This is a genomic window from Oceaniradius stylonematis (genome assembly GCF_965223445.1).
GTDB lineage: Bacteria > Pseudomonadota > Alphaproteobacteria > Rhizobiales > Rhizobiaceae > Roseitalea > Roseitalea stylonematis.
Genome location: NZ_OZ244994.1, coordinates 3,325,598 through 3,349,488, shown reverse-complemented (window position 1 = coordinate 3,349,488; position 23,891 = coordinate 3,325,598). Strand labels below are relative to the sequence as shown.

The 23,891-nt window shown below is 65.0% G+C and carries 25 protein-coding genes; 13 read left to right on the top strand and 12 right to left on the bottom strand.

What is annotated here, in order from left to right; all coding sequences use genetic code 11:
* Positions 1-178: 178 nt before the first annotated feature.
* Both ACOQOU_RS16520 and gatB read right to left on the bottom strand, forming a co-directional pair.
* On the bottom strand, positions 179-667 hold the full coding sequence (locus tag ACOQOU_RS16520) for a GNAT family N-acetyltransferase (RefSeq protein WP_109766181.1): 489 nt from the start codon (positions 665-667) through the stop codon (positions 179-181).
* A 108-nt stretch (positions 668-775) separates the two neighbouring features.
* Positions 776-2,275: an Asp-tRNA(Asn)/Glu-tRNA(Gln) amidotransferase subunit GatB gene (gene gatB / locus ACOQOU_RS16515; protein ID WP_306024739.1), complete on the bottom strand. Its 1,500-nt coding sequence runs from the start codon at positions 2,273-2,275 to the stop codon at positions 776-778.
* 183 nt (positions 2,276-2,458) lie between these two features.
* Between gatB and ACOQOU_RS16510 the strand changes: the two genes are divergently transcribed.
* Together ACOQOU_RS16510 and ACOQOU_RS16505 are read left to right on the top strand one after the other, a co-directional pair.
* Positions 2,459-2,743, top strand: a complete 285-nt coding sequence (locus tag ACOQOU_RS16510) for a DUF6455 family protein (protein WP_109766015.1) — start codon at positions 2,459-2,461, stop codon at positions 2,741-2,743.
* Between the two features lie 289 nt (positions 2,744-3,032).
* A complete protein-coding gene (locus ACOQOU_RS16505; RefSeq protein ID WP_109766014.1) occupies positions 3,033-3,287 on the top strand; it encodes a YjhX family toxin in 255 nt (84 codons plus the stop codon).
* Between the two features lie 61 nt (positions 3,288-3,348).
* Here the strand turns inward: ACOQOU_RS16505 and ACOQOU_RS16500 are convergent, their stop codons facing one another.
* The 5 genes from ACOQOU_RS16500 to ACOQOU_RS16480 all read right to left on the bottom strand — a co-directional run bounded on the left by ACOQOU_RS16500 (position 3,349) and on the right by ACOQOU_RS16480 (position 7,340).
* Positions 3,349-4,329 (bottom strand): hypothetical protein, encoded by a 981-nt coding sequence (locus ACOQOU_RS16500; protein WP_306024738.1) that lies wholly within the window; start codon positions 4,327-4,329, stop codon positions 3,349-3,351.
* Between the two features lie 19 nt (positions 4,330-4,348).
* The gene (locus ACOQOU_RS16495) at positions 4,349-4,669 is read right to left on the bottom strand and encodes an HU family DNA-binding protein (RefSeq protein WP_109766012.1); all 321 of its coding nucleotides are present in this window, start codon (positions 4,667-4,669) and stop codon (positions 4,349-4,351) included.
* A 61-nt stretch (positions 4,670-4,730) separates the two neighbouring features.
* Positions 4,731-6,215: an Asp-tRNA(Asn)/Glu-tRNA(Gln) amidotransferase subunit GatA gene (gene gatA / locus ACOQOU_RS16490; RefSeq protein WP_306024737.1), complete on the bottom strand. Its 1,485-nt coding sequence runs from the start codon at positions 6,213-6,215 to the stop codon at positions 4,731-4,733.
* A 26-nt stretch (positions 6,216-6,241) separates the two neighbouring features.
* On the bottom strand, positions 6,242-6,529 hold the full coding sequence (gene gatC / locus ACOQOU_RS16485) for an Asp-tRNA(Asn)/Glu-tRNA(Gln) amidotransferase subunit GatC (protein ID WP_109766010.1): 288 nt from the start codon (positions 6,527-6,529) through the stop codon (positions 6,242-6,244).
* Between the two features lie 103 nt (positions 6,530-6,632).
* Positions 6,633-7,340, bottom strand: coding sequence for a metal-dependent hydrolase (locus ACOQOU_RS16480; protein ID WP_109766009.1), 708 nt, complete (start codon positions 7,338-7,340; stop codon positions 6,633-6,635).
* Positions 7,341-7,417: 77 nt separating this feature from the next.
* Between ACOQOU_RS16480 and ruvX the strand changes: the two genes are divergently transcribed.
* Complete coding sequence (gene ruvX, locus ACOQOU_RS16475) at positions 7,418-7,894, top strand: Holliday junction resolvase RuvX (RefSeq protein WP_306024736.1); 477 nt, start codon at positions 7,418-7,420, stop codon at positions 7,892-7,894.
* Here the strand turns inward: ruvX and ACOQOU_RS16470 are convergent.
* Complete coding sequence (locus ACOQOU_RS16470; RefSeq protein ID WP_306024735.1) at positions 7,870-8,211, bottom strand: DUF6105 family protein; 342 nt, start codon at positions 8,209-8,211, stop codon at positions 7,870-7,872. The genes ruvX and ACOQOU_RS16470 overlap by 25 nt on opposite strands.
* A 158-nt stretch (positions 8,212-8,369) precedes the next feature.
* Here ACOQOU_RS16470 and ACOQOU_RS16465 point away from each other — a divergent pair, with 158 nt between their 5' ends.
* Complete coding sequence (locus ACOQOU_RS16465) at positions 8,370-9,305, top strand: AEC family transporter (RefSeq protein WP_109766006.1); 936 nt, start codon at positions 8,370-8,372, stop codon at positions 9,303-9,305.
* On the opposite strand, the gene ACOQOU_RS16460 is transcribed toward ACOQOU_RS16465, so the two are convergent.
* Positions 9,287-10,942: an acyl-CoA dehydrogenase family protein gene (locus ACOQOU_RS16460; RefSeq protein WP_420578743.1), complete on the bottom strand. Its 1,656-nt coding sequence runs from the start codon at positions 10,940-10,942 to the stop codon at positions 9,287-9,289. The genes ACOQOU_RS16465 and ACOQOU_RS16460 overlap by 19 nt on opposite strands.
* A gap of 128 nt (positions 10,943-11,070) precedes the next feature.
* Between ACOQOU_RS16460 and ACOQOU_RS16455 the strand changes: the two genes are divergently transcribed.
* From ACOQOU_RS16455 to dprA, 4 genes are read left to right on the top strand one after another with little or no spacing between them, the layout of a single operon-like run.
* On the top strand, positions 11,071-12,033 hold the full coding sequence (locus tag ACOQOU_RS16455; protein WP_306024733.1) for an aspartate carbamoyltransferase catalytic subunit: 963 nt from the start codon (positions 11,071-11,073) through the stop codon (positions 12,031-12,033).
* Positions 12,030-13,328 carry a dihydroorotase gene (locus ACOQOU_RS16450; RefSeq protein ID WP_306024732.1) on the top strand — a complete coding sequence of 433 codons (1,299 nt, stop codon included), beginning with the start codon at positions 12,030-12,032 and terminating at the stop codon, positions 13,326-13,328. Before ACOQOU_RS16455 ends, ACOQOU_RS16450 begins: the two co-directional genes overlap by 4 nt.
* A gap of 24 nt (positions 13,329-13,352) precedes the next feature.
* Positions 13,353-13,961 carry a glycerol-3-phosphate 1-O-acyltransferase PlsY gene (gene plsY / locus ACOQOU_RS16445; protein WP_306024731.1) on the top strand — a complete coding sequence of 203 codons (609 nt, stop codon included), beginning with the start codon at positions 13,353-13,355 and terminating at the stop codon, positions 13,959-13,961.
* Positions 13,962-13,974: 13 nt separating this feature from the next.
* Positions 13,975-15,141: a DNA-processing protein DprA gene (gene dprA / locus ACOQOU_RS16440; protein ID WP_306024730.1), complete on the top strand. Its 1,167-nt coding sequence runs from the start codon at positions 13,975-13,977 to the stop codon at positions 15,139-15,141.
* Here dprA and ACOQOU_RS16435 read toward each other — a convergent pair.
* On the bottom strand, positions 15,103-15,306 hold the full coding sequence (locus ACOQOU_RS16435; RefSeq protein WP_109766002.1) for a hypothetical protein: 204 nt from the start codon (positions 15,304-15,306) through the stop codon (positions 15,103-15,105). The two genes, dprA and ACOQOU_RS16435, sit on opposite strands and share 39 nt — an antisense overlap.
* Before the next feature lie 240 nt (positions 15,307-15,546).
* Here ACOQOU_RS16435 and topA point away from each other — a divergent pair, with 240 nt between their 5' ends.
* The 5 genes from topA to rpmG all read left to right on the top strand — a co-directional run bounded on the left by topA (position 15,547) and on the right by rpmG (position 21,891).
* Positions 15,547-18,198, top strand: a complete 2,652-nt coding sequence (topA, locus tag ACOQOU_RS16430) for a type I DNA topoisomerase (RefSeq protein ID WP_109766177.1) — start codon at positions 15,547-15,549, stop codon at positions 18,196-18,198.
* Positions 18,191-20,470: a ribonuclease R gene (gene rnr, locus ACOQOU_RS16425; protein ID WP_306024729.1), complete on the top strand. Its 2,280-nt coding sequence runs from the start codon at positions 18,191-18,193 to the stop codon at positions 20,468-20,470. Before topA ends, rnr begins: the two co-directional genes overlap by 8 nt.
* A 16-nt stretch (positions 20,471-20,486) precedes the next feature.
* Positions 20,487-20,942, top strand: coding sequence for a DUF983 domain-containing protein (locus tag ACOQOU_RS16420; RefSeq protein WP_109766000.1), 456 nt, complete (start codon positions 20,487-20,489; stop codon positions 20,940-20,942).
* Positions 20,943-20,950: 8 nt separating this feature from the next.
* Complete coding sequence (locus tag ACOQOU_RS16415) at positions 20,951-21,598, top strand: NUDIX hydrolase (protein WP_306024728.1); 648 nt, start codon at positions 20,951-20,953, stop codon at positions 21,596-21,598.
* A gap of 125 nt (positions 21,599-21,723) precedes the next feature.
* A complete protein-coding gene (gene rpmG, locus ACOQOU_RS16410; protein WP_109765998.1) occupies positions 21,724-21,891 on the top strand; it encodes a 50S ribosomal protein L33 in 168 nt (55 codons plus the stop codon).
* 101 nt (positions 21,892-21,992) lie between these two features.
* Here the strand turns inward: rpmG and ACOQOU_RS16405 are convergent, their stop codons facing one another.
* Both ACOQOU_RS16405 and ACOQOU_RS16400 read right to left on the bottom strand, forming a co-directional pair.
* Complete coding sequence (locus ACOQOU_RS16405; RefSeq protein ID WP_306024727.1) at positions 21,993-23,369, bottom strand: PleD family two-component system response regulator; 1,377 nt, start codon at positions 23,367-23,369, stop codon at positions 21,993-21,995.
* A 35-nt stretch (positions 23,370-23,404) separates the two neighbouring features.
* Positions 23,405-23,776 (bottom strand): response regulator, encoded by a 372-nt coding sequence (locus ACOQOU_RS16400; protein WP_109766176.1) that lies wholly within the window; start codon positions 23,774-23,776, stop codon positions 23,405-23,407.
* Positions 23,777-23,891 lie beyond the last annotated feature (115 nt).

Genomic DNA, 23,891 nt, shown 5'->3' with positions numbered 1-23,891 from the left:
CACTTGGTGATTTGAGCACATATCGAATATCGATCAACGGCTGACGCGGAATCTTCGCAACACTTTTCTAGTTCTTTGAATCTTCTGAAAAATGCACGATCAACGCTGTGGAAAAAGCGTCAGCGTCCAATACATCTGATCGTTACTGGCGCAGAAAAACCGCGAATCGCCCGGCTCGCTACCAGATCACCTTTTCCATGATCACGGCGGGGATGCCGGAGCCCTTGACGCCGCAATCGGGCGTCGTGCCGACCTTCTTGAACCCGTTGTCGCCATAGAATTTGACGGCGCGCTCATTGGCTTCCTCGACTTCGAGGCGGATCTTGCGGACATCGGGGAAGCAGGCCTCGACCTCGACCAGAAGCTTCTGGCCGATGCCCTGCCCCTGGGTGGTCGGGCGCACATAGAGCTGGTGCAGCATGGATGTCTCGCCGTCGACCTGAGTGACATAGGCCATGCCCGATATCTCGGCGCCATCGTCGCAGACGATGAACTCCGAACGGGGCTTGTTCATGCGTTGCTTGAGGGCCGCCACCGAATGCCAGGCGCCGGTCAGTTCGGCCACTTTTTCGCGGCCATAGATCTGATCGTAGGTGTCATGCCATGTCTCGGTCAGCATGGCGGAGATCGTTTCGAGGTCTTCGGTGGACGCGGTGCGGATCCACATCGCTTGTGTCTCGTCCTCTCGGGCGGTTTGCGGGCGCATCCTTGCCACAATGCGTCAAAATGACAAGAGGCGAGGTTTGGCGCGCCCGTTACGGGTCGCGCCCGGATGTCAGTCCTCGATCCCGAGCTTCTGCCTCACAAGCGCCTGAACGGCCTGCGGGTTGGCCTTGCCGCCGGTCGCCTTCATCACCTGGCCGACGAACCAGCCCGCAAGGTTCGGCTTTTCCCTGGCCTGCTCGACCTTGTCGGGATTGGCAGCGATGACGGCATCGACCTCGGCCTCGATGGCGCCGGTGTCGGTGACCTGCTTCATGCCGCGTTCCTCGACGACGCGAGCCGGATCGCCACCCTCCGACCAGACGATCTCGAACAGTTCCTTGGCGATCTTGCCCGATATCGTGCCTTCCTTGATCAGGTCGATGATCGCCCCGAGCTGGTCAGGCGAAACGGGAGTCTCGTCAATGGTTTGACCGGCCTTGTTCAAGGCGCCCAGAAGGTCGTTGATCACCCAGTTGGCCGCCGTCTTGGCATCACGGCCCTCGACGACCTGCTCGAAATAGTCGGCAACGGCCTTTTCGGAGACCAGCACCGAGGCGTCATAGGCGGTCAGGCCCTCGGCCATGAAACGGGCCCGCTTGTCGTCGGGCAGTTCGGGCAGGCCGGCGGCCAGTTCCTCGATGAAGGCGTCGTCGAACTCCAGCGGCAACAGGTCGGGGTCCGGGAAATAGCGATAATCGTGCGCCTCCTCCTTGGAGCGCATCGACCGCGTCTCGCCCTTGCCCGGATCGAACAGGCGCGTTTCCTGATCGATCGAGCCGCCATCCTCGAGGATGGCGATCTGGCGACGGGCCTCGTACTCGATCGCCTGACCGACGAAGCGGATCGAGTTGACGTTCTTGATCTCGCATCGCGTGCCGAAGTCGGCGCCCGGCCGGCGCACGGACACGTTGACGTCGGCGCGCATCGACCCCTCGTCCATGTTGCCGTCGCAGGTGCCAAGATAGCGCAGGATCTGGCGCAGCTTGGTCAGATAGGCCTTGGCTTCGTCCGCCGAGCGCATGTCGGGCTTGGAGACAATCTCCATCAGCGCGACGCCCGAGCGGTTCAGGTCGACATAGGACATGGTCGGATGCTGGTCGTGCATCGACTTGCCGGCATCCTGCTCCAGATGCAGCCGTTCGATGCCGACCTCGACCTCTTCATACTCGCCCTTCTTGTCGGGGCCGACGGCGACCTGCACGGTGCCCTCGCCGACGATGGGCTGCTTGAACTGGGAAATCTGGTAGCCCTGCGGCAGGTCCGGGTAGAAATAGTTCTTGCGGTCGAAGACCGACTTCTTGTTGATCTCGGCCTTCAGGCCGAGACCGGTGCGGACCGCCTGGCGGACGCATTCCTGGTTGATCACCGGCAGCATGCCCGGCATCGCCGCGTCGACCAGCGACACGTTGGCGTTGGGCTCGGCACCGAACGAGGTCGAGGCGCCCGAGAAAAGCTTGGACTGCGAGGTGACCTGCGCGTGCACCTCCATGCCGATGATGATCTCCCAGTCGCCTGTGGCGCCGGCGATCAGGCGTTTGGGATCGGGCGTGCGTGTGTCAACGAGCGTCATGTCGGTCGGTTTCTCGGTCAAACGGGGAAGGGAAATCCACACCGCTCGTTAGTCCAAGCGGGCCCTGCCCGCAAGGGCCGGCACCGCACCGAAGGGCACAGGCCGCACGCGCAGAACGCTTGATCGAAGTCAAAGCCGGCCCGCCGGAATCGCCTCATTTTTGGTCGAAAGGGAGTAACAACCATGTCTCTTCTGGCCATGTACCGGCGCATGATCCGCAAGGCGGACCTGATGGAAAAGATGATCGACACGGTCGATGCGCGCGATGCGCTGCAGAGCCGGGCCGATCATGCCAATGTGCTGCGCCGCGCCGCCAACCGCTGCATGACGTGCGCCGAGCCCGATGCCTGCGAGAAGTGGCTGGCCGGCCATGACAGAGCCGAAGAGGCGCCCGGCTATTGCCGCAACCACGACCTGTTCGAGCGGCTCAAGCACGATATCGAAGCCGAGAAGCTTCAACACGCCTAGAAAGTTTCATCTCTCCCAACCGACTGGCCGGGCTTTCATCGTTCGATGAGCCCGGTCTTTTTTTGCTTGGTGACCGCCGCGGCGTGACGTTGACCTCGCACCTTTACAGGCGCGATGCCGGCGCTTATATGCCCGCCCATCAGGAGTTTTCATGTTCGGTTCCACCGAGACCCGGTAGTGCCCTGACCGTCGCAAGACGATCAGGGCCAGACAAGAGAGCAACCGGCCGCCCGCCGGGCGGCTTGCCTTTGTCTGCGGCCAGACGGCCGCATTTCCGGACCTCAGAACCATGGACATTTCACGCGCCGAACAGCGCATTCTCCACCTGCTCGCGCAAGGCGGGCACATTCAGGCCATCAAGGCTCACAAGCGTTTCGTTCATGTGGACTGCTTCACCCGCGAGGGGTGGCGCTATCCCGGGCTCGATCTCGACCTGTTCCGCAAGCTCAAGCGCCGCAAGGCGATCCGCTCGCTCAACGGCGGCGCCTACCGCATCACGCGGCGCGGGCTTGGCCTCGTGCGCAGCCAGCTCGACAATCGCTGACAGATGATACCGGGGGCCGATTGCGGTTTCGCATTCGGCCTCCTGTTTTTCGGAGCGCCGGCTAGGGCTTCGGCTTGTCTTGGTTGTCAGGCTCCGGCGATTTTCGATAAGCATCGAGACGCTCCCACGCCTTGGCGGAGCGGTACTGAAAGACGCGTGTGACGTCGATCCACATCTGCCGTTCCTCACTGGCGTTCAGCGGCATGGCGAGGCCCAACTGATCGGCGAGCTTTGAGCGATAGAGATCGTAGCATGCCGCCACGGACCGCATGTGCGAACGTCCGGCAAGGCGGGTCAGCCTCAGGATCGCCCAGAGACCAAACAGCGCCAGGGCGATCGCGACGAAACCGGTCTCCAGGTCACCGGCGCGCAAGCACAGCCACACGAGCGCGACGAACGAAACCAGGCTGAGCAGGAACAGATTGACGAAGAACATAAGCTGCGACCGGCTGCCGGCGACGATGGCGCTCATCGCCTCTGGCAGCAGCGGTTGGAGACGTTCCCACGACCCCACCGCATCGAGCCCGTAGACAACGCGCGGATGCACTTCCCCCGCCCGCAGGACATTGCCCAACATGAAGGGCAGGAAGTTACCCGGATTGTCGGGATAGTTCTCCACAGCCTCGCGCATGCGCGCCTGATGACCTGCCGGATCGGCCGGTGCGGGCTCCTTCTTGCCGGTAGCGCGCGCTTTGTCGATGCGCTCCTGGAACTCCACCGCCGGCTTCAGCCGCAGGCGATAGTGGTCACGGTGCCGCGCGATGAGCGCCATGCCGTCGGTCACGCCTTCCAGAACATATCCCTGAACAAACAGAAGGGACAGCGGACCGGCAATCATCAACGTGACCGACAGCGAAACCGCGATCAGCGCGACCGCGGCAACCGTCACCAACTGGTCCAGCCCATCGACCAGACCGAACAAAAGGTCGGTCTGGAACACCTGACCGATGATGAACAGCTGAAACCCGAATATCAGAACGGGATTGAGATAGCCGACGAAGAACTCACGGTCGAACAGGCCAACGATCTTGCTGAAATCCATGTCCGGACCCTTGCGGATGTCAGGGAGGTGTCGTGCCCTTGCCGACCGACATGATGCCGGTGTTTTCGTCGTTCACCGCATCCTTGAGCGTCCTGGCCGGCCCGAACTTCGGCAGCCGCCTGGCCGGGATCGCCAAAGGCTCTCCGGTCGCGGGATTGCGCCCCTGGCGGGCAGCCCGGTCCGCCACGCCAAAATTGCCGAAACCGGGAACCCGCACGGTGTCGCCGCTGGCGATCTCCTGCGCGATGGTTGCGAAAACGGCATCGACGGCGGCCGTTGCTTCAGCCTTGGAAAGACCCGTGCTTGCGGCAACCTGATCGATCAATTCTTGTTTGTTCATCGCCCCGTCGCACTTTTATTGAAAGCGTGGCGACCACTATATTCAGGTTCAACTGGACGGTTCAACCCCACCACTTGTCCGGTTCAAAGCGCCCCGCCGCCTGTTCGATCACATGCGCGGTGCGGAACAGAGTTTCCTCGTCGAACGGCTTGCCGATCAGCTGGAGGCCAAGTGGAAGCCCCTGCCCGTCGAGCCCGGCCGGCACGGCGATGCCGGGAAGCCCGGCCATGTTCACCGTGACCGTGAAAATGTCGTTGAGATACATCTTCACCGGATCGGCGGCCATGTCCTGATCGCCAATGCCGAAGGCCGCCGACGGTGTCGCCGGCGTCAGGATCGCGTCGACACCGTCGCCGAAGACCGTCTCGAAGTCGCGCTTGATCAGCGTGCGGACCTTCTGGGCGCGCAGGTAATAGGCGTCGTAATAGCCCGCTGACAGCACATAGGTGCCGATCATCACGCGGCGCTTGACCTCTGCGCCAAAACCCTCCGCGCGCGTGTTCTCGTACATCTCGACGATGTCCTTGCCGGGCACGCGCAGGCCGTATTTGACGCCGTCATAGCGTGCCAGATTGGACGAGGCTTCCGCCGGCGCGACGATGTAATAGGCCGGCAGCGCATATTTGGTGTGCGGCAGCGAGATCGGCTTGATCTCGGCGCCAGCGTCCTTGAGCCACGCAATGCCTTGCTGCCAGAGCGTTTCGATCTCGCGCGGCATGCCGTCCATCCGGTATTCGGCCGGGATCCCGATCGTCATGCCTTTCACCGAACCGCCAAGCGCCGCCTCGTAGTCTGGAACCGGGCGGTCGACGCTGGTCGTGTCCTTTGCGTCGACGCTGGCCATGGACTTGAGCAGGATCGCCGCATCGCGCACGTCGCGGGCGATCGGGCCCGCCTGGTCGAGCGAGGACGCGAAAGCGGCAATGCCCCAGCGCGAACAACGGCCATAGGTCGGCTTGATGCCGACCGTGCCGGTGAAGGCGGCCGGCTGGCGGATCGAGCCGCCCGTATCGGTGGCGGTGGCGCCGGCGCAAAGATGGGCGGCGACGGCGGCGGCCGAGCCGCCGGACGAGCCGCCGGGCACCAGATCCACGTTCGAGCCCTTGGCGCGCCACGGATTGACAACGGGGCCGTAATACGACGTCTCGTTGGACGAGCCCATCGCGAACTCGTCCATGTTCAGCTTGCCGAGCATGACCGCGCCGTCGGCCCACAGATTGGCCGTGACGGTGGATTCGTAGCGCGGCTTGAAGCCGTCCAGAATGTGACTGCCGGCCTGGGTGTGGACGCCATCGGTCGCGAACAGATCCTTGACGCCGAGCGGGATGCCCTCGAGCGCGCCGACTGTTCCGCTTGCGCGGCGTTCGTCGGAGGCGGATGCCATCCGGCGGGCCTGGTCGGGGGTCGTCGCCACATAGGCGTTCAGGGCACCGTTGGCGCCGTCGATCGCCGCCAGATAGGCGTCGGTCAGTTCGAGGGCGGTGAAATCCTTGGCGGCGAGCCGGTCGCGCGCCTCGGCAATGGTCAGGCTTGTCAGGTCGGTCATGTGTCGGGGAAACCCGCTAATGGCTGTTATTCGACGACTTTGGGCACGAGGAAGAAATTGTCTTCCGAATTGGGCGCGTTGGCGGTGATGTCGGCGGCCTTGCCGCCGTCGGTGACGGCGTCCTGGCGCTTCTTCATCGCCATTTCGGTCACCGATGTCATCGGCTCGACGCCTTCGATGTCGACCTGGGACAATTGCTCGACAAAGCCCAAAATGGCGTTCAGCTCGCCTTCCAGATGGGCAGCTTCATCGTCGCTGACGCGGATGCGCGCGAGCTTGGCGACACGTTTGACGGTGGCGGTATCGACGGACATCGATGGCTCCGGGAAATCGAAAGTGCTGGCCCCGCTATAACGGCGCGCGGTCGGCGGCGCAACGGGGCGCCGGGGGCCTGAGGTCCTCCGTATCCGATCGGCGTCAGAGCGTGATCGGCTTGCCGATTTCCGGCACGGTCACCGTTTCGGCATCGCCCTCCATCGCTTCGAGAAACGCGTCCGCGGTCTGGTCGAGAAGGGGAAACGTGCCGTAATGGCACGGAATGACCGTCGTGAAGTTGAAGTAGCGCCGGCAGGCGAGCGCGGCGGCCGAGGCGCCCATGGTGAACCGGTCGCCGATCGGCACAAGCCCCACCTGCGGGCGGTGGAACTCGTCGATCAATGCCATGTCGGAGAAGATGTCCGTGTCGCCCATGTGATAGACGCTCGGCGCATCGTCGAAGGCGAGCACCAGGCCGCCCGGATTGCCCAGATAGACGTTCTGACCGTCGCCGGTCGGCATGGACGAGGAATGTTCGGCACGGACGAACGACGTCCGGAATGGCCCGCAATCCACCGTTCCGCCAAAGTTTCCGGGGTTGATGCTCGCCTCGTCGGCGCCTTGCCCCACCAGGTACCGGCAGATCTCGAAATTGGCGACCAGCATCGCGCCGCTCGCGTTGAGGATAGCGACACTGTCGCCGATATGATCGGCGTGGCCGTGCGTCAAAAGCACGTGGGTTGCGCCGTCGGCAGCCGCCTCCCAGCCGCCACCCCATGACGGATTGTCCGACAGGAACGGGTCGATGAGGATGTGGGCATCGCCATGATCGATACGAAACGCGGAATGGCCGAACCAAGTGAGCTTCATCGCATTGCCTCCTCGCAATTGGGACCGGCCCATTCTAGAAAGCGCGCCTGACACAGTCCATCGCGCCGGGAACGCAAATGCCGGAAACCGCCATCGAAGCCATCGCCGAAGGCCTCGAAAAGGGCCAGACGCTGGCCGCGATCGATCTGGGTACGAAGACCATCGGCATTGCGGTGTCTGATGCCGGGCTTTCGTTCGCCCATCCCCGGCCCGTCATCCGCCGCAAGAAGTTCACCGCGGACGTGACCGCGCTGGCCGCGCAACTCGACAAGGACAATGTGGGGGCGATCATATTGGGCCTGCCGGTCAACATGGATGGAAGCGAAGGCCCGCGCGCGCAATCGACCCGGGCATTCGCCCGCAACATGGCGAGCCGGATCGCCCTGCCCCATGCGTTCTGGGACGAGCGGCTGTCGACGGTCGCCGCCGAGCGCGCACTCATCGACCAGGACATGAGCCGGAAAAAGCGCGGCGAGCGCATCGATTCGGCCGCGGCCGCCTTCATTCTGCAAGGTGTTCTGGACAGGCTCTATTCGGCCGGCGCAACGATCTGATCAGCCGCCTTCGCTTGGACGGGCGTCGGCGCCGGGCCGCCAGCCTGCCGCTCCTGCCACCATGCGCGGATCGCCTTCCGGCGCCGGAAGGCGAGGATGCCCATGATCAGGAACGTGTCGACGATGCACGCCTTGACCAGAAGCTGGACGACGACATCCTTTTCCACGCCGAGGACGTGGCCATAGATCAGGAAGACGAGGTCATGGGTCTGGCGGGAGAAGAAGCGCAGGCCGAAGCTGATGTCGTGATACGACAGGAAAAACCAGCTCCACAGGAAACCCATGGGCACAAACCAGAACCAAAATACATAGCGCATCCGCTCTCCGCCCGTCGCTTGTGCCCATGGCACTATCGATCAGCGCAACGCGACAGACAAATGAAACCATTTGTTAGGGTTAACGCGCCGCGGACCCTCTCGGGGGCGACTCGGCATGCGTTGCGGGAAACGGCACCGAGGCGTAAGGAGCGGCCATCATGGCCGCCATCTTCGCCTCCATCGCACCGATCTTCATTCTCATCTTCGCCGGCAACGGCCTGAAACGCCTGCCCCTTTTCCAGCCAGACTTCTGGCGCGGACTCGACCGGATGGGGTTCTACGTCCTTTATCCGGTGCTGTTGTTCACCACGATCGTGCGCGCCGACTTTTCCGGACTGTCGCTCGGCACGGCGATGTTCGTCCTTCTGGCGGCGGTGACGGTTCTGGGGTTCCTGGCGCTCGCATTGTGGCCGCTGCTGCGCCGGCAGGGCCTGTCGCGCCCGACCTACTCATCGGTCTTTCAGGCATCGATCCGCTGGAACGGCTTCATCGCGCTCGCCGTTGCCGAAAAGCTGTTTCCGCCCGAAGGCGCGGCCATGGTCGCGCTCGCCATGGCGGTGGTGATCATCCCGATCAATGTGGCGACGGTCTCGGTGGTCGCATGGTTCACCAACGCCAAGCCGAGCCTTGGCGCGACGCTGCGCAAAGTCGCCGTAAACCCGCTTATCGTCGGCACGGCGCTGGCGATCATCGTCCGGCTGCTGCCCTTTCCCCTGCCCGGCCCGATCATGGACGCACTGCATCTGGTCGGTCGTGCCGCCCTCGGCATGGGTCTACTGGCCATCGGCGCCGGCCTGAAGGGCAATGTGCGGATGCTGACCGGATGGGCCGTCATCGCACCCTCCGTCCTCAAGCTTGCCGTCCTGCCGGTGCTGATGATCGGGCTGGCGATCCTGATGGGCATTGACGGTCTCGAGCTGCACTATCTGGCGCTGTGCGCCGCCGTGCCGACGGCGATGAACGGCTATGTGCTGGCGCGCGAGATGGGCGGCGACGCGGAAGCCTATGCGGCGGCGGTAACCGTTCAAACGGCCATCGCCTTCCTGTCGATCCCCGCCGTTCTGGCGATCACCGCTCAACTGGCCGGGACATAGAGCGCGTCAAGGATCGCGCGCGCGTCGAACCGCGCGTCCAGCATGCCGTAGGTCGCCCGCCACGCGCCGCCAAGCCGGGTCTCGGCAAACGCATCGGCGAGCGCGCCCATGCCCAGGCGCCGCAACTCGGCGGCGGCGGCAGCCAGCGCCAGCTGTTCGGTGGCGATCCGGGCCGCGCCTTCGTCGCGCGCGGCCAGCGCCAATGCCGCCCGCACCACCTCGATCGTGCGCGTGCCGGCCTTGCCCAGATCGTGAGACAGGCCGTCGACGATGGCATCGAACGTTTCGGGCGAGCGCGCATGAACGCGCATGACGTCGAGCGCCATGATGTTGCCCGAGCCCTCCCAGATCGCGTTGACGGGAGCCTCGCGAAAATGCCGGGCCAGAATGCCTTCCTCGACATAGCCGTTGCCGCCAAGGCTGTCTATCGCCTCGGCGAGGAGTGGCGGCGCGGTCTTGCAGACCCAGTATTTGATTGCCGGCGTCATCGCCCGGGCAAAGGCGCCTTCGGCCGCATCGCCGCCGGCTCCATCGAACGAGCGCGCCAGCCGGAACGACAGGGCCGTCGCCGCCGCCACATCGAGTGCCATGTCGGCAAGAACCCGCGTCATCAGCGGTTTGTCGACGAGCGCGCCGCCGGCCACCTTGCGATGCCGGGCGTGATGAACGGCTTCGGCGAGACCCGACCGCATGAGGCCCGCCGAGGCCAGCGCGCAATCGAGGCGGGTCAGCGTGACCATTTCGAGGATCGTCCTGATGCCGCGGCCTTCTTCACCCACAAGCTGGCCGATCGCGCCGGAAAACTCGACCTCGGACGACGCGTTGGACCGGTTGCCGAGCTTGTCCTTGAGGCGCTGGAAGGCAAGGCCGTTGCGCTCGCCGCCGGCCAGGTAACGCGGCACGAGGAAACACGAAATGCCGTTTGCCGTACGCGCCAGCATCAGGAAGGCATCGCACATGGGAGCCGACATGAACCATTTGTGGCCGGTCAGCCGGTAGAGCCCGTTGCCGGCGGGTTCGGCGCGGCTCGAAAGATCCGACAGGTCGCTGCCGCCCTGTTTTTCGGTCATGCCCATGCCGATCAGAAGGCCGGCCTTTTCGACCGGTGCGCGGTTGGCGCTGTCATATTGGCGGGTCATCAGGCGCGGGCCCCATTCGCGCGCAAGCTGCGGTGAGACCATCAGCGCGGCCATGGCGGCACTGGTCATGGTGAGCGGGCACAGATGGCCGGTTTCGAGCCCCGCCATCATGAAAAACCGCGCGCCGCGCGTGGCATGGGCATTGCCGGCCTTGCGCGGCCCTTCCTCCCAGACCGAACTGGACAGGCCCCAGCCGACCGAGCGCCGCATCAGCGCGTGCCAGGCAGGATGGAATTCGACCTGGTCGATGCGGCGTCCCTGGCGGTCATGGGTCCTCAAACGCGGCGGGGATTCGTTGGCAAGACGCGCCAGATCGAGCGCTTCCGGCGCCAGAACATAGCGGCCGATCTGGTCCAGTTCGCGCACCGTCTCGCCGCTCATCGCCTTGGTCAGGGCCAGAAGCAGCGCATCGTCGCGATAGGCGTTGCCGCCGGCGCGCGGCGGCGGCTGATTGGTGACGGCATGGGTCGGCGAGGTGTTCACGGCAGCATCCCGCATGGTGATTCCGGTTGTCGGCTGCAGCCTAGCCCATCGGCCGCACACTGCGAATGGGCACCCAAAAAGCTGTGATCGCGCGCCCGCTCGCTTGCGACCGGCACCGATTGCGCTTAAGCGGCACATTCAGCATGACAGCATCCGCAGACCACCCTCTGTACGGCCACCGGCACCTTCTGGGGATCGCCGGGCTCAACTATCCGGACATCGCAACCCTGCTCGACCGGGCCGACGAAGCCGTCGATATCTCGCGCCAGCGCGAAAAGAAGAAGGCCGTGCTGCGCGGGCTGACGCAGATCAACCTTTTCTTCGAAGCCTCGACACGCACCCAGGCCTCGTTCGAACTGGCCGGCAAGCGGCTCGGCGCCGATGTGATGAACATGGCGGTCGCCTCGTCCTCGGTCAAAAAAGGCGAAACGCTGATCGACACGGCGATGACGCTGAACGCCATGCATCCGGACATTCTGGTGATCCGTCACGGCGCTGCCGGCGCCGCCGCGCTGCTTGCCCGCAAGGTCGGCTGCGCGGTGATCAATGCCGGCGACGGCGCGCACGAACATCCGACCCAGGCGCTGCTCGATGCGCTGACGATCCGGCGTCACAAGGGGCGGCTCGACGGGCTGACGGTGGCGATCTGCGGCGACATCCTGCACAGCCGCGTCGCCCGTTCCAACATCATCCTCCTGAACACGATGGGCGCGCGGGTGCGCGCCGTCGGACCCTCGACGCTGATGCCGGCGGGGATTGCAGAGATGGGCACCGAACATCATGTCCGGCTGGAGGACGGCATTCGCGACGCCGATGTCGTCATGATGCTGCGCCTTCAGCGCGAGCGCATGGCCGGCGGGTTCGTGCCGTCCGTGCGCGAATATTTCCGCCATTACGGGCTCGATGCGGCCAAGCTCGCCCATGCCAGGCCCGATTGTCTGGTCATGCATCCGGGGCCGATGAACCGCGGGGTCGAGATCGCCTCGGAGATTGCCGACGGGCCGCAGTCGGTGATCGAGGAACAGGTGGAGATGGGCGTCGCCGTGCGCATGGCGGTGATGGAAGCGCTGCTCGATCCGCGCCGGAACGAGGCGGTGGCGCCATGACGCCCGCCACGGGAACATCGGTCTATGACAATGCCCGCATTGTCGATCCGTCGCGCGGCATCGACGAGACCGGCACGCTGATCGTCGCCGACGGCGTGATCGCCGCATGCGGTGCGGGCGCGCGCAACCAGGGATTGCCGGACGGTGCGACACGCATCGACTGCACCGGGCTGACCATCGTGCCGGGCCTCGTCGACAACCGCGTCCATATCGGCGAACCGGGCGGCGAGCATCGCGAGACGATTGCGTCGGCCTGCGAAGCGGCGGCGGCGGGCGGTGTCACCTCGATCGTGATGATGCCGGACACGAGCCCGGTCATCGACGATGTCGCGCTGGTCGAATTCGTGCTGCGCACGGCGCGCGAAACCGGCGCCGTGCGTGTCCATCCGGCGGCGGCGATCACCATCGGCCTTGGCGGCGCCGAAATGACCGAAATGGGCAATCTGCGCGGTGCGGGCGCGGTCATGTTCACCGAGGGCCGCAAGACCATCGCCAATGCCGCGGTGATGCGGCGCGCGATGACCTACGCGCGCGATTTCGACGCGGTGATCGATCATTGCACGCGCGACGCCGATCTGGCCGGCGCGGGCGTGATGAATGAAGGACTGTTCGCCAGCCTTCTGGGGCTGCCCGGCATCCCGCGCGAAGCCGAACTCCTGCCGCTCGACCGCGATCTGCGCCTTGCCCGCCTGACCGGCGCGGCCTATCATGCGGCGAAGATTTCGTGCGCGCCAGCCGCCGACGCAATCGGCCGGGCCAAGGCCGACGGGCTTGACGTGACGGCCGGGGTGTCGATCAACCAATTGACGCTGAACGAGAACGATATCGGCGAATACCGGACGTTCTTCAAACTGTCGCCGCCGCTGCGCCACGAAGACGACCGGCAGGCGATGATTGCCGCTCTCAATGACGGCACGCTCGACACGATCTGCTCGGACCACGACCCGCAGGATGTCGACACCAAGCGCCTGCCCTTCGCCGAGGCCGAGGACGGCGCGGTCGGCCTCGAGACGCTGCTCAGCGCGGCGCTGCGCCTGCATCATTCGGGCGACGTGCCGCTGCCGCGCCTGATCGAGGCGATGAGCACCGCGCCTGCGCGCCGGCTCGGGCTCGATGCCGGCACGCTGCGCCCGGGTGCGCCGGCGGATTTCGCCGTCATCGATATCGACGAGCCCTTCGTTCTCGATGCGGCGCAATTGCGGTCGCTGTCGAAAAACACCGCCTTCGACGAAGCCCGCCTGACCGGGCGCTCGGTGCGAACCGTCGTTGCCGGACGCACGGTCTTTGCGGCATGATCGGCACCGCGCCGGGAGGATGTGATGGACACGATCGGTGAATTCAGCCTTCTGACCGCTTTGGCTGCGCTTGTCGGCGGATATCTGTGCGGCTCGATCCCGTTCGGCCTGATTCTGACGCGCCTGGCCGGGCTGGGCGACATACGATCGATCGGCTCGGGCAATATCGGCGCGACCAATGTGCTGCGCACCGGCAACAAGGGCCTTGCCGCGCTGACCCTGCTGCTCGATGCGCTCAAGGGGCTGGCGCCGGTTCTCATCGCCAAGGCCTTCGGCACCGAGGCGGCGATGGCGGCGGGGTTCGGCGCCTTTGTCGGCCATCTCTACCCCGTCTGGCTGGGCTTTCGCGGCGGCAAGGGCGTTGCGACCTTCGCCGGTATATCGCTGGGCTATTCCTGGATGGTTCTGTTGCCGTTCGCCGCCGGATGGCTGCTGACGGCTTTCATCACGCGTTATTCGTCGCTGGCCGCGCTTGTCGGCGTCTGCGTGACCACATTGACTTTGTTCATCCTTGGCGAAAACATGCTGGGCTGGCTTTATGTCGGCCTGACCGCTCTGGTGTTCTTCAAGCATCGCGCCAATATTGCGCGGCTGCGCGAGGGCACCGAGAGCCGGATCGGCCAAAAGGGATGACGGGAGACCAGGCGTGCCGGAGGACGGCCAGGCCGATACCGAGCCGCAGGCGGTTCGCTTCGTGTTGTCGGACCGGCAGAGGCTGGCATGGCTGCGCCTTTGGCGCGCGGAGAATGTCGGGCCGGCCACCTTCCGTGACCTGATCAACCATTGCGGGTCGGCCGAACAGGCTCTCGCCATGCTGCCGGAACTGTCGACGCGCGGCGGGCGCCGGCGCCACCCGCACATTCCGTCCGAAGAGGAAGCTGCGGCCGAGCTGGAGGCCATCGCCGCCCATGGCGCGCGCCTGATCGGCATCGGCGAGCCGGACTATCCGCCGCTCTTGCGTCTTGCCGACCAGGCACCGCCGCTGGTGACCGTGACCGGCGAACCAAGCGTCTTGCAGACGCCGGCTGTCGCCATCGTCGGGTCGCGCAATGCATCGATGGCCGGGCTGACCATGGCGCGCCGCCTGGCTTCGGAGCTGGGCGAACAGGGGCACGCCATCGTCTCGGGCCTTGCCCGCGGCATTGACGGTGCGGCGCATGAGGCGGCGCTTGCGACGGGAACAATCGCGGTCCTGGCCGGCGGCCCCGACAAGCCCTACCCGCCCGAGAACGTCGATCTGCTGGCGCGGATCGAGCGGGAGGGCAAGGGTTGCTCGATCACGGAGATGCCGTTTGGCTGGCAGCCCCGCGCCAAGGACTTTCCACGCCGCAACCGGGTGATCGCCGGCCTGTCGATGGCGCTGGTGGTCGTCGAAGCCGCCGCACGGTCCGGCTCGCTGACTTCGGCGCGGCTGGCCGGAGAACTGGGGCGGCTCGTCCTTGCGGTTCCCGGCTCACCGCTCGATCCGCGTGCACACGGCACCAACACGCTGATACGCGACGGCGCCACGCTGGTACGGTCGGCCGACGACGTGATCGAAGCGATCAGCCCGCTCGATCCGGCCGCCGAGTTCTACCAGCCGCCGCCAGCGCCCATGGAGTTGACCGCGATGATGGCATTGCCGCCCGACGACGACGCGCGCGAGAAGGTGCTGGCCCTTTTGGGACCGACCCCGGTGGCAGTCGATGAACTGATTGTCGAAGCGGGGCTGGGCGCACCGCAGATGTTCCTGATCATCATGGAACTGGACCTTGCCGGCCGCATCGAGCGGCATTCAGGCAACCGTGTCTCGCTTCTTGTCCCCGCCCCGTGACGGCTGCTGGCCGCGCATGGCATCGCTGGCCTCGATATAGGCCATCTCGATCAGGTAGGTCAGAAGGTCGCAACGCTCGGCCTCGGCCATCGTCCGCAATTGACCGAGCATCGACTGAATATAGCCAAGTCTGTCGGCACGCGTTTCGCGATGATTGTCTGGCACTGAATGCTCCTGGCGCGACGCGGAAAGAAAAAAGCGGCTTGGCGCGAAGATAGATCACCATAAGTTGCAAAACAAGCGATACTCCGGAAATTATACTCGTAAAGCGTGTATTTTCCCGCACGCCGACAGGCCGTCGGGAGATACAAAACGCCGCGTCCGCCCTTGACCCGGCGCCTTCATGCCGCCATGTCCATGCCCGCCGCGCCCTGCGCGCTGGCCTTTTTCCGGAATGGATCATCCATGGAAGTCGTCGTCGTCGAATCGCCCGCCAAGGCGAAAACCATCAACAAATATCTGGGGTCCGGCTACAAGGTGCTGGCCTCGTTCGGCCATGTGCGCGACCTGCCGGCCAAGGACGGTTCGGTCAAGCCCGACGAAGACTTCGCCATGTCATGGCAGGTCGACACGGCGTCCAACAAGCGGCTCAACGAGATCGCCGCCGCCGTGAAGTCGGCCGACGGCCTTATTCTCGCGACCGACCCCGACCGCGAGGGCGAGGCGATCTCCTGGCACGTGCTGGAAGTGCTCAACAAGAAAAAGGCGATCAAGGACAAGCCGGTCAAGCGGGTCGTCTTCAACGCGATCACCAAGGCGGCGGTGCTCGATGCGATTGCCAACCCGCGCGAGATCGACGGGCCGCTGGTCGACGCATATCTGGCGCGGCGCGCGCTCGATTATCTTGTCGGCTTCACGCTCTCTCCCGTCCTTTGGCGGAAGCTGCCCGGTGCACGCTCCGCCGGGCGGGTGCAGTCGGTGGCGCTGCGTCTTGTCTGCGACCGGGAAACCGAGATCGAACAGTTCAAGCCCGAGGAATACTGGTCGATCCTGGCCAATCTCAAGACGGCGGCCGATGCGCCGTTCGTTGCCCGCCTGACCGGGTTCGACGGCGAAAAGCTGACCAAGATGGGCGTGCGCGACGGCGAAACGGCGAACACCATAAAGGCCATGCTCGAGGCATCGGCCTTCTCGGTCACATCGGTCGAGGCCAAGCCCGTCCGCCGCAACCCGCCGCCGCCCTTCACCACCTCGACGCTGCAGCAGGCAGCCTCGGCAAAGCTCGGCTTTGCGCCGGCGCGAACCATGCAGATCGCCCAGAAACTCTATGAGGGCGTCGATTTGGGCAGCGAAACGGCGGGCCTGATCACCTATATGCGGACCGACGGCGTGCAGATGGCGCCAGAAGCCATCGATGGCGCCCGCGCGGCGATCGGCAGCCGGTTCGGCGGCGAATTCGTGCCCGACAAGCCCCGGCACTATTCCTCCAAGGCAAAGAACGCGCAGGAAGCACACGAGGCAGTGCGGCCGACCGATTTCGACCGCGCGCCGGACGACATTCGCAGCACGCTGACGGACGAGCAGTTCAAGCTTTACGATCTGATCTGGAAGCGCGGCATCGCCAGCCAGATGGAGTCGGCGCGGCTGGAACGGACCACCGTCGAGATCACCGCGGCAGGCGATGGCAAGCAGGCGCAACTGCGCGCGACCGGTTCGGTGGTCCAGTTCGAGGGCTTCTTTGCCGCCTATACAGAGCACAAGGACGATTCAAAGCGCGCCGACGACGACAATGGCGACGACGACAAGCGCCTGCCCGCCATGCGGCAGGGCGAGGCTTGCGCACGCGACTCGATCGAGGCGACCCAGCACTTCACCGAGCCGCCGCCGCGCTATTCGGAGGCCTCGCTGATCAAGAAGATGGAAGAGATCGGCATCGGCCGGCCGTCCACCTATTCGGCGACCGTCTCGACCCTGAAGGACCGTGATTATGTGCGGCTTGAAAAGCGCGCATTGGTGCCTGAACCCAAGGGACGGCTCGTCACGGCGTTCCTGCAGGATTTCTTCGAGCGCTATGTCGAGTTCGATTTCACCGCTTCGCTGGAAGAGAAGCTCGACCTGATCTCCGACGGCAAGCTGGCCTGGAAGGACGTGTTGCGCGATTTCTGGCGCGAGTTCTCGGCCCATGTGGATGAGACCAGGGAATTGCGCATCACCGACGTGCTCGACGCGCTCAACGAGCGGCTCGAACCGCTCGTCTTCCCGGCGCGCGAGGACGGATCGGACCCGCGCATCTGCCCCAAATGCGGGACCGGCAAACTCAGCCTGAAGCTCGGCAAGTTCGGCTCGTTCGTCGGTTGCTCAAACTATCCCGAATGCAGTTTCACGCGCCAGCTCGGCCAGGAAGGCAATGGCGATGCCGACGCGTTCGCCGACGGGCCGAAAGTGCTCGGCAAGGACCCGTTCACCGAAGAGGACATCACGCTGCGCACCGGCCGGTTCGGGCCTTACGTCCAGCGCGGCGAAGGCAAGGAGGCCAAGCGCTCCAGCCTGCCCAAGGGCTGGAAGCCCGAAGAGATCGATCATGAAAAGGCGCTGGCGCTGCTGGCTCTGCCACGCGATGTCGGCGCGCATCCCGAAACGGGCAAGATGATCTCGGCCGGCATCGGACGCTACGGCCCGTTCGTCCTGCATGACGGGACCTATGCCAACCTCGAAAGCGTCGAGGACGTCTTCACGATCGGGCTGAACCATGCCGTCACCGTGATCGCCGAAAAAGCCGCCAAGGGCGGCGGGCGCGGACGGTCGGCCCCGGCAGCGTTGAATGAACTGGGAGAACACCCTGAAGTGGGCGGGCCGATCACCGTGCATGACGGGCGCTATGGCCCTTACGTGAAGCACGGCAAGATCAATGCGACGATCCCCAAGGGCACCGATCCGATGAGCGTCGATTTGGCGAAGGCCGTCGAACTGATCGCCGCGCGCGCCGAAAAGGCGGGCAAGAAGGTGGCCGGCCCGTCGGGCGCCAAGAAGAAGACCGCGGCCAAAAAGAAGCCGGCGCCGAAGAAGAAACCCGCCGGCAAGGCCAAGACCGCCGCCTCGGCGGCTGCAGATGAGTAAACCGCCGCGCGGCGGAGGCGGCCGACCCAGGGGCACGCCCTCGCGCGAGGCGATCGCCGCCTTCATCCGCGACAATCCGCAAAAGGCGACCAAGCGCGACATTGCCCGCGCGTTCGGCCTGAAAGGCGACGCGCGCGTGGCGCTGAAACATGTGCTGCGCGAACTGGAAGAGGAAGGGCTCGTCGAAAAACGCGGCAAGCGCCTTGCGGCGCCCGGCACCCTGCCCCCGGTGATGGTGCTCGAAGTGACCGGCCGCGACGCCGATGGCGGGCTGATCGCGCGGCCGGCCGAATGGGACGAGGAACGCGGCGCGCTGCCGCTCGTGACCATCTCTGCGCCGAAAAAGGGCCGCGCGAAGATCATCCTGCCGGGCGTCGGCGACCGCGTGCTGACGCGGATCGGCGAACAGGCCGGCGACGGCAGCTATCAGGGCCGCGTCATCAAGCGCCTCGAAAGGAAGAAGGCAGCGATCCTCGGCGTCGTGCGCCGCACCGACAAGGGCGGCTACCGGATCGAGCCGACCGAGCGCAAGCAAAACGAACTGGAAATCGACAAGGCCGACCTGGGCGACGCCAGGCCCGGCGATCTGGTCGAGGTCTCGGAGACGCGCTCCGGCCGGCATGGCCTCGCCAAGGGGAAGGTGCTCGAGGTGATCGGCTCGCTGAAAAGCGAGAAGGCGGTGTCGATGATCGCCATTCATGCGCACGGCATCCCGCATATCTTCCCCGAAGAAGTGCTGGCCGAAGCCGAGGCGGCGAAACGGCCCGGGATCGAGCCGCCGCGCGAGGACTGGCGCGACGTGCCGCTGATCACGATCGACCCGGCAACGGCCAAGGATCATGACGATGCGGTGCACGGCATGCCGGACGACGATCCGTCCAATCCGGGCGGCCATATCGTCACCGTGGCCATCGCCGATGTCGCCCATTTCGTCCGGCCCGGCTCGGCGCTCGACCGGGAAGCGCAAAAGCGCGGCAACTCGGTCTATTTCCCCGACCGCGTCGTGCCTATGCTGCCCGAGCGCATCTCCAACGATCTGTGCTCATTGCGGGAGAAGGAAGACCGGCCGGCCATGGCCGTGCGCATGGTGTTCGACGCCTCGGGACACAAGAAGTCCCACTCCTTCCACCGCATCATGATGCGGAGCCACGCCAAACTCTCCTACGAACAGGCGCAGCAGGCCATCGACGGCGCGCCGGACGCCATCGCCAAACCGGTCCTGGACACGATCCTCAAACCGCTCTGGGCCGCCTATGCGTGCCTGCTGAAAGGCAGGCGAAACCGCGAGCCGCTCGAACTGGACATTCCCGAACGCAAGATCCTTTTGGCCGAGGACGGCACGGTCGACAAGGTGGTGGTCCCGCCCCGGCTCGATGCGCACAAGCTGATCGAAGAGTGCATGATCCAGGCCAATGTCGCGGCCGCAGAAACGCTGGAAAAGAAGAAGCAGGCGCTGGTCTTCCGCATCCATGACGCGCCTGCGCTCGCCAAGCAGGAGGCGCTGCGCGAGTTCCTCAAGACGCTCGACATTCCGCTGGCCCGTGGCGCGCAATTGCGGCCGTCCGCCTTCAACGCGATCCTGTCCCGGGTCGAGGACACGGACCATTCGCCGCTTGTGCATGGCGTGGTGCTGCGCTCGCAGAGCCAGGCCGAATATTCGCCAGACAATATCGGCCATTTCGGCCTGAACCTGAAACGCTATGCCCATTTCACCTCACCGATCCGGCGCTATGCGGACCTGATCGTGCACCGCGCGCTGATCGGGGCGTTGGGCCTTGGCGATGGCGGCGACGAACTGCCCGAAATGGAGATCGACCGGCTGCGCGAGATCGCCGGCCTTATCTCGTCGGCCGAGCGCCGCGCGGTCAGTGCGGAGCGCGACACGGTCGACCGGCTGATCGCCGAACATCTGGCCGACCGTGTCGGCGACACGTTCGATGCGCGCGTCTCCGGCATGGCGGGCGCGGGCCTCTTCGTCACCCTTGACGGGCTGGGCGCGGACGGGTTCATTCCCGCCTCGAAACTGGGCGAGGACTATTATCGCCATGACGAGGCGCTGCACGCCATGGTCGGCGAACGCAGCGGCGCCGGCTACCGGTTGGGCGATCCCGTCGAGGTGCGGCTGGCCGAAGTGCAGGCGATGGCGGGCGCGATCCGCTTTGACATGGAGAGCGAACCGCGCGATCTGGGCATGTCGATGACATCGCGCCACAAGGGACGCGGCAAGCAGATGGCGCGCAAGGCCGGCAACCGGGGCCGCAGACGCCGATAGGAGCTTCGGACACCAGATGAGCCAGACGATGGACACGCACATTTTCGGCGGCACCGGACACGAGCCGCGGCGGCCGCTGTGGCGCGCCATCGGGCGCGGCCTCAAATCCCGCTGCCCGCAATGCGGCGAGGGCGCGCTGTTTGCTTCCTATGCCAAATCCGTCGATGCGTGTTCGACCTGCGGCGAGGCCATGCATCATCATCGCGCCGACGATCTGCCCGCCTATCTGAACGTCTTCATCGTCGGCCATGTCGTCGTTGCGGGCTTTCTGATGGTCGAACGGGTCACCGACTGGCCTTCCTGGCTGCATTTTGCGGTCTGGATTCCCCTCACCCTGATCCTGGCGTTCGCGCTGATCCCGCCGATCAAGGGTGCGGTGATCGGCCTCCAATGGGCCAACCGGATGCACGGATTCGGCGGCACCGAGGACGGTGTCGCCGATCCCGACATCGATCCGGCACAGCACGGCTGAAGGCACGCATGTCCGGCCGTCCCCATCTTCGTCCGCGCAACGCCGCTTCGCTGCTTCTGGCGGACCTTTCGGATGGCGCACCGGCGTTCTTGATGGGCGAGCGATCGGGCGGACACGTCTTCATGGCGCACAACCGTGTCTTTCCGGGCGGACGGGTGGAAAAGGCCGACAGCCATTTACCCCTTCCGCCGGTCGTCCCCGATGCCGACATGGCCTGGCTTCGCAACGAACTGGGCACCGGCGCGAGCGACAGCCGCGCCACCGCCTTTGCCGCCTGCGCGATGCGCGAGACCGGGGAGGAAACCGGTCTTGTTCTTGAAAGCAGGGCCCTTTTGACGCCGCTGCGCTACATTGCGCGGGCGATCACGCCGCCCGGCCAGGTGCGCCGCTACGACACCCGCTTCTTCCTCGCCGTCGTCGACCGCGGCCAGGTGCGGTTCGAAGGAACAGACGGCGAACTGTCGGCGATCGGCTGGTACCGCGCCGACACGGATCACGGTGAACGGCTGCATGCGATCACAGCCGAAGTGATGCGTATCGCGACCGCGCGGCTGGCCGACGATCCGCCGCTCGCAACCGATCCGCCGGTGCCGTGTTACCGGGTGCGCAACGGCCGGCGCATCATCGAATATCCGGCGACCGGCTGGTTCCCCTGACCGGGACAAGCGCTTGACTTTCCGGGCCCGATGGGTCATCTGCATCGCAACGCCGGAGCGGCCCTTTGCGCGCGCCGGCTATTTTTTGTCCGACCGTACCGTACCGATCACAAGGCGCATCGACCATGGCCAAGGCCACAACCATCAAGATCAAGCTGCAATCGACAGCCGATACGGGCTTTTACTACGTGACCAAGAAGAACAGCCGCACCATGACCGAGAAGATGGTCAAGCGGAAGTACGACCCGGTCGCCAAAAAGCACGTCGAGTTCAAGGAAGCCAAGATCAAGTAAGGCGCCCGCCTTCACCGATCGGCCCTTGCGGCATCACGCGAACCGCCGGCGGCGCTGCCCCGGCGGTTTTGCTTGGGCCATGATGGAAAACCCCGTGCGCGTCAGGCGGCCTTGGCCACGACCCGGTTGCGGCCGCCGGCCTTGGCCTCGTAGAGCGCGGTGTCGGCCTTCTTGATCAGGTTCGCCGCGGTTTCGCCGGCATCGCTGTCGAGCGTCGCGACCCCGAGCGATGCCGTCACCGCGATTTCCATGCCGCCCTCGCCCAGCCCGAATGGCGTATCCGCGATGTCGAACCGCAGCCGCTCGGCGATCTCGGCGGCCATCAGCGCCGGCGTGTCCGGCATGACGATGACGAACTCCTCGCCGCCATAGCGGCACACCAGGTCCATGCCGCGCACCTGGTTGCGCAGCCGGCGCGCGAACTCGCGCAGCACCTCATCGCCCCCGTCATGGCCATGGGTGTCGTTGACCGCCTTGAAATGGTCGATGTCGGTGATCAGAAGCGACAAAGCGCGGCCGCGCTTGTGCGCCCGTTCCACGAGCGTTTCCAGGTGGGTGTCCAGATAGCGGCGATTGTGCAGGCCGGTAAGACCGTCGGTGACCGCCAGTTCAATCGATTCGGCAACGTTGGACCGCAGCCCGTCATGATAGGCCTTGCGGCGCACCTGCGTCTTCAGGCGCGCGACGAACTCGTTAGGATCGACCGGCCGGACCACATAATCGTTGACGCCCAGTTCGAGCGCGCGGGCAATCAGCGTGTCGTTCTCTATATCGCTGGACAGGATGATCGGCAGGAAGCGTGTCCGGTCAAGCGAGCGAAGCTGGGAAATGACGCGCAGCGGATCGAAATCGGAAAAGTCGGCGGATATGATTGCGCAGTCGAACCGTCCTTCGGCGGCCGCCTGAACACCCGCCTTGGGGTCGTTGACATGGTGCAGCCGGGCCGCACCGCGCATGATTCCGGAAAACCGCTCGAAGACCGAGATGCGCTCGTCAATCAGCAACACCTCGGCAGGCTCGTGGCCGGCCTTGCCCTGATTGCGCAGCAGTTCCTCGATCGCGATGTCGCGCGTTGTGTGCGCGCGCAGGCGCAGCTCGTCGGTCAGCATCTTCAGGCGCACCAGGCTCTTGACGCGAGCCAGAAGCTGCATCTCGTTGACCGGCTTGGTCAGAAAATCGTCGGCGCCAGCCTGAAGGCCGCGCACCCGGTCTTCCATCTGGTCGAGCGCGGTGACCATGACGACCGGAATGTCCATCGTCGCCGGATTGGCCTTGATCCGCTGGCAGACCTCGAACCCGTCAATGCCGGGCATCATGACGTCCAGGAGGACGATGTCGATGTTCTCGCGTTCGAGCGTGTCCAGCGCCTCGGCGCCGTTCATCGCCGTCAGCACCTCGTAATACTCCATCGTCAGACGCGCGTTCAGGAGGTCCAGATTGAGCTGGTTGTCGTCGACGACGAGAATGCGTGCGGTCATGTGTCTTCCATCCCGAACGGGCGAGCGCGGTGCGCTCAAGCCTCGCCAAGATAGGACTTAATCGTTTCGATAAACTTAGGAACCGAAATCGGTTTGGACATATAGCCCTCGCACCCGCCCTGGCGGATGCGTTCCTCGTCGCCCTTCATCGCAAAGGCGGTCACCGCGATCACCGGAATGGTGTGCAGGTCGTCGTCAGCCTTGAGCCATTTGGTGACCTCAAGACCCGACACTTCGGGCAACTGGATGTCCATCAGGATCAGGTCGGGCCGATGGGCGCGCGCCAGATCGAGCGCCTCCAGGCCGTTGCGCGTGCGCACGGTCTCATAGCCGCTGGCCTCGATGATATCGCGGAAGAGCTTCATATTGAGCTCATTGTCTTCTACGATCATGACGGTCTTGGCCATGTCCATCCCCATCCGGCGGTCGGGCGGTGCGAGAATCGCCTTGCGGCGCATTGTGCCCGGGCTTGTCCGCGTTTGGCTATAGCGCCAGATGATTGAAAAAGAGCGAAGGCGGCGA

Excerpts from the sequence above, each read along its gene's own strand:
- ACOQOU_RS16520 (WP_109766181.1), bottom strand. The coding sequence starts at position 667 with ATGTGGATCCGCACCGCGTCCACCGAAGACCTCGAAACGATCTCCGCC.
- gatB (WP_306024739.1), bottom strand. The coding sequence starts at position 2,275 with ATGACGCTCGTTGACACACGCACGCCCGATCCCAAACGCCTGATCGCC.
- ACOQOU_RS16510 (WP_109766015.1), top strand. The coding sequence starts at position 2,459 with ATGTCTCTTCTGGCCATGTACCGGCGCATGATCCGCAAGGCGGACCTG.
- ACOQOU_RS16505 (WP_109766014.1), top strand. The coding sequence starts at position 3,033 with ATGGACATTTCACGCGCCGAACAGCGCATTCTCCACCTGCTCGCGCAA.
- ACOQOU_RS16500 (WP_306024738.1), bottom strand. The coding sequence starts at position 4,329 with ATGGATTTCAGCAAGATCGTTGGCCTGTTCGACCGTGAGTTCTTCGTC.
- ACOQOU_RS16495 (WP_109766012.1), bottom strand. The coding sequence starts at position 4,669 with ATGAACAAACAAGAATTGATCGATCAGGTTGCCGCAAGCACGGGTCTT.
- gatA (WP_306024737.1), bottom strand. The coding sequence starts at position 6,215 with ATGACCGACCTGACAAGCCTGACCATTGCCGAGGCGCGCGACCGGCTC.
- gatC (WP_109766010.1), bottom strand. The coding sequence starts at position 6,529 with ATGTCCGTCGATACCGCCACCGTCAAACGTGTCGCCAAGCTCGCGCGC.
- ACOQOU_RS16480 (WP_109766009.1), bottom strand. The coding sequence starts at position 7,340 with ATGAAGCTCACTTGGTTCGGCCATTCCGCGTTTCGTATCGATCATGGC.
- ruvX (WP_306024736.1), top strand. The coding sequence starts at position 7,418 with ATGCCGGAAACCGCCATCGAAGCCATCGCCGAAGGCCTCGAAAAGGGC.
- ACOQOU_RS16470 (WP_306024735.1), bottom strand. The coding sequence starts at position 8,211 with ATGCGCTATGTATTTTGGTTCTGGTTTGTGCCCATGGGTTTCCTGTGG.
- ACOQOU_RS16465 (WP_109766006.1), top strand. The coding sequence starts at position 8,370 with ATGGCCGCCATCTTCGCCTCCATCGCACCGATCTTCATTCTCATCTTC.
- ACOQOU_RS16460 (WP_420578743.1), bottom strand. The coding sequence starts at position 10,942 with ATGCGGGATGCTGCCGTGAACACCTCGCCGACCCATGCCGTCACCAAT.
- ACOQOU_RS16455 (WP_306024733.1), top strand. The coding sequence starts at position 11,071 with ATGACAGCATCCGCAGACCACCCTCTGTACGGCCACCGGCACCTTCTG.
- ACOQOU_RS16450 (WP_306024732.1), top strand. The coding sequence starts at position 12,030 with ATGACGCCCGCCACGGGAACATCGGTCTATGACAATGCCCGCATTGTC.
- plsY (WP_306024731.1), top strand. The coding sequence starts at position 13,353 with ATGGACACGATCGGTGAATTCAGCCTTCTGACCGCTTTGGCTGCGCTT.
- topA (WP_109766177.1), top strand. The coding sequence starts at position 15,547 with ATGGAAGTCGTCGTCGTCGAATCGCCCGCCAAGGCGAAAACCATCAAC.
- rnr (WP_306024729.1), top strand. The coding sequence starts at position 18,191 with ATGAGTAAACCGCCGCGCGGCGGAGGCGGCCGACCCAGGGGCACGCCC.
- ACOQOU_RS16420 (WP_109766000.1), top strand. The coding sequence starts at position 20,487 with ATGAGCCAGACGATGGACACGCACATTTTCGGCGGCACCGGACACGAG.
- ACOQOU_RS16415 (WP_306024728.1), top strand. The coding sequence starts at position 20,951 with ATGTCCGGCCGTCCCCATCTTCGTCCGCGCAACGCCGCTTCGCTGCTT.
- rpmG (WP_109765998.1), top strand. The coding sequence starts at position 21,724 with ATGGCCAAGGCCACAACCATCAAGATCAAGCTGCAATCGACAGCCGAT.
- ACOQOU_RS16405 (WP_306024727.1), bottom strand. The coding sequence starts at position 23,369 with ATGACCGCACGCATTCTCGTCGTCGACGACAACCAGCTCAATCTGGAC.
- ACOQOU_RS16400 (WP_109766176.1), bottom strand. The coding sequence starts at position 23,776 with ATGGCCAAGACCGTCATGATCGTAGAAGACAATGAGCTCAATATGAAG.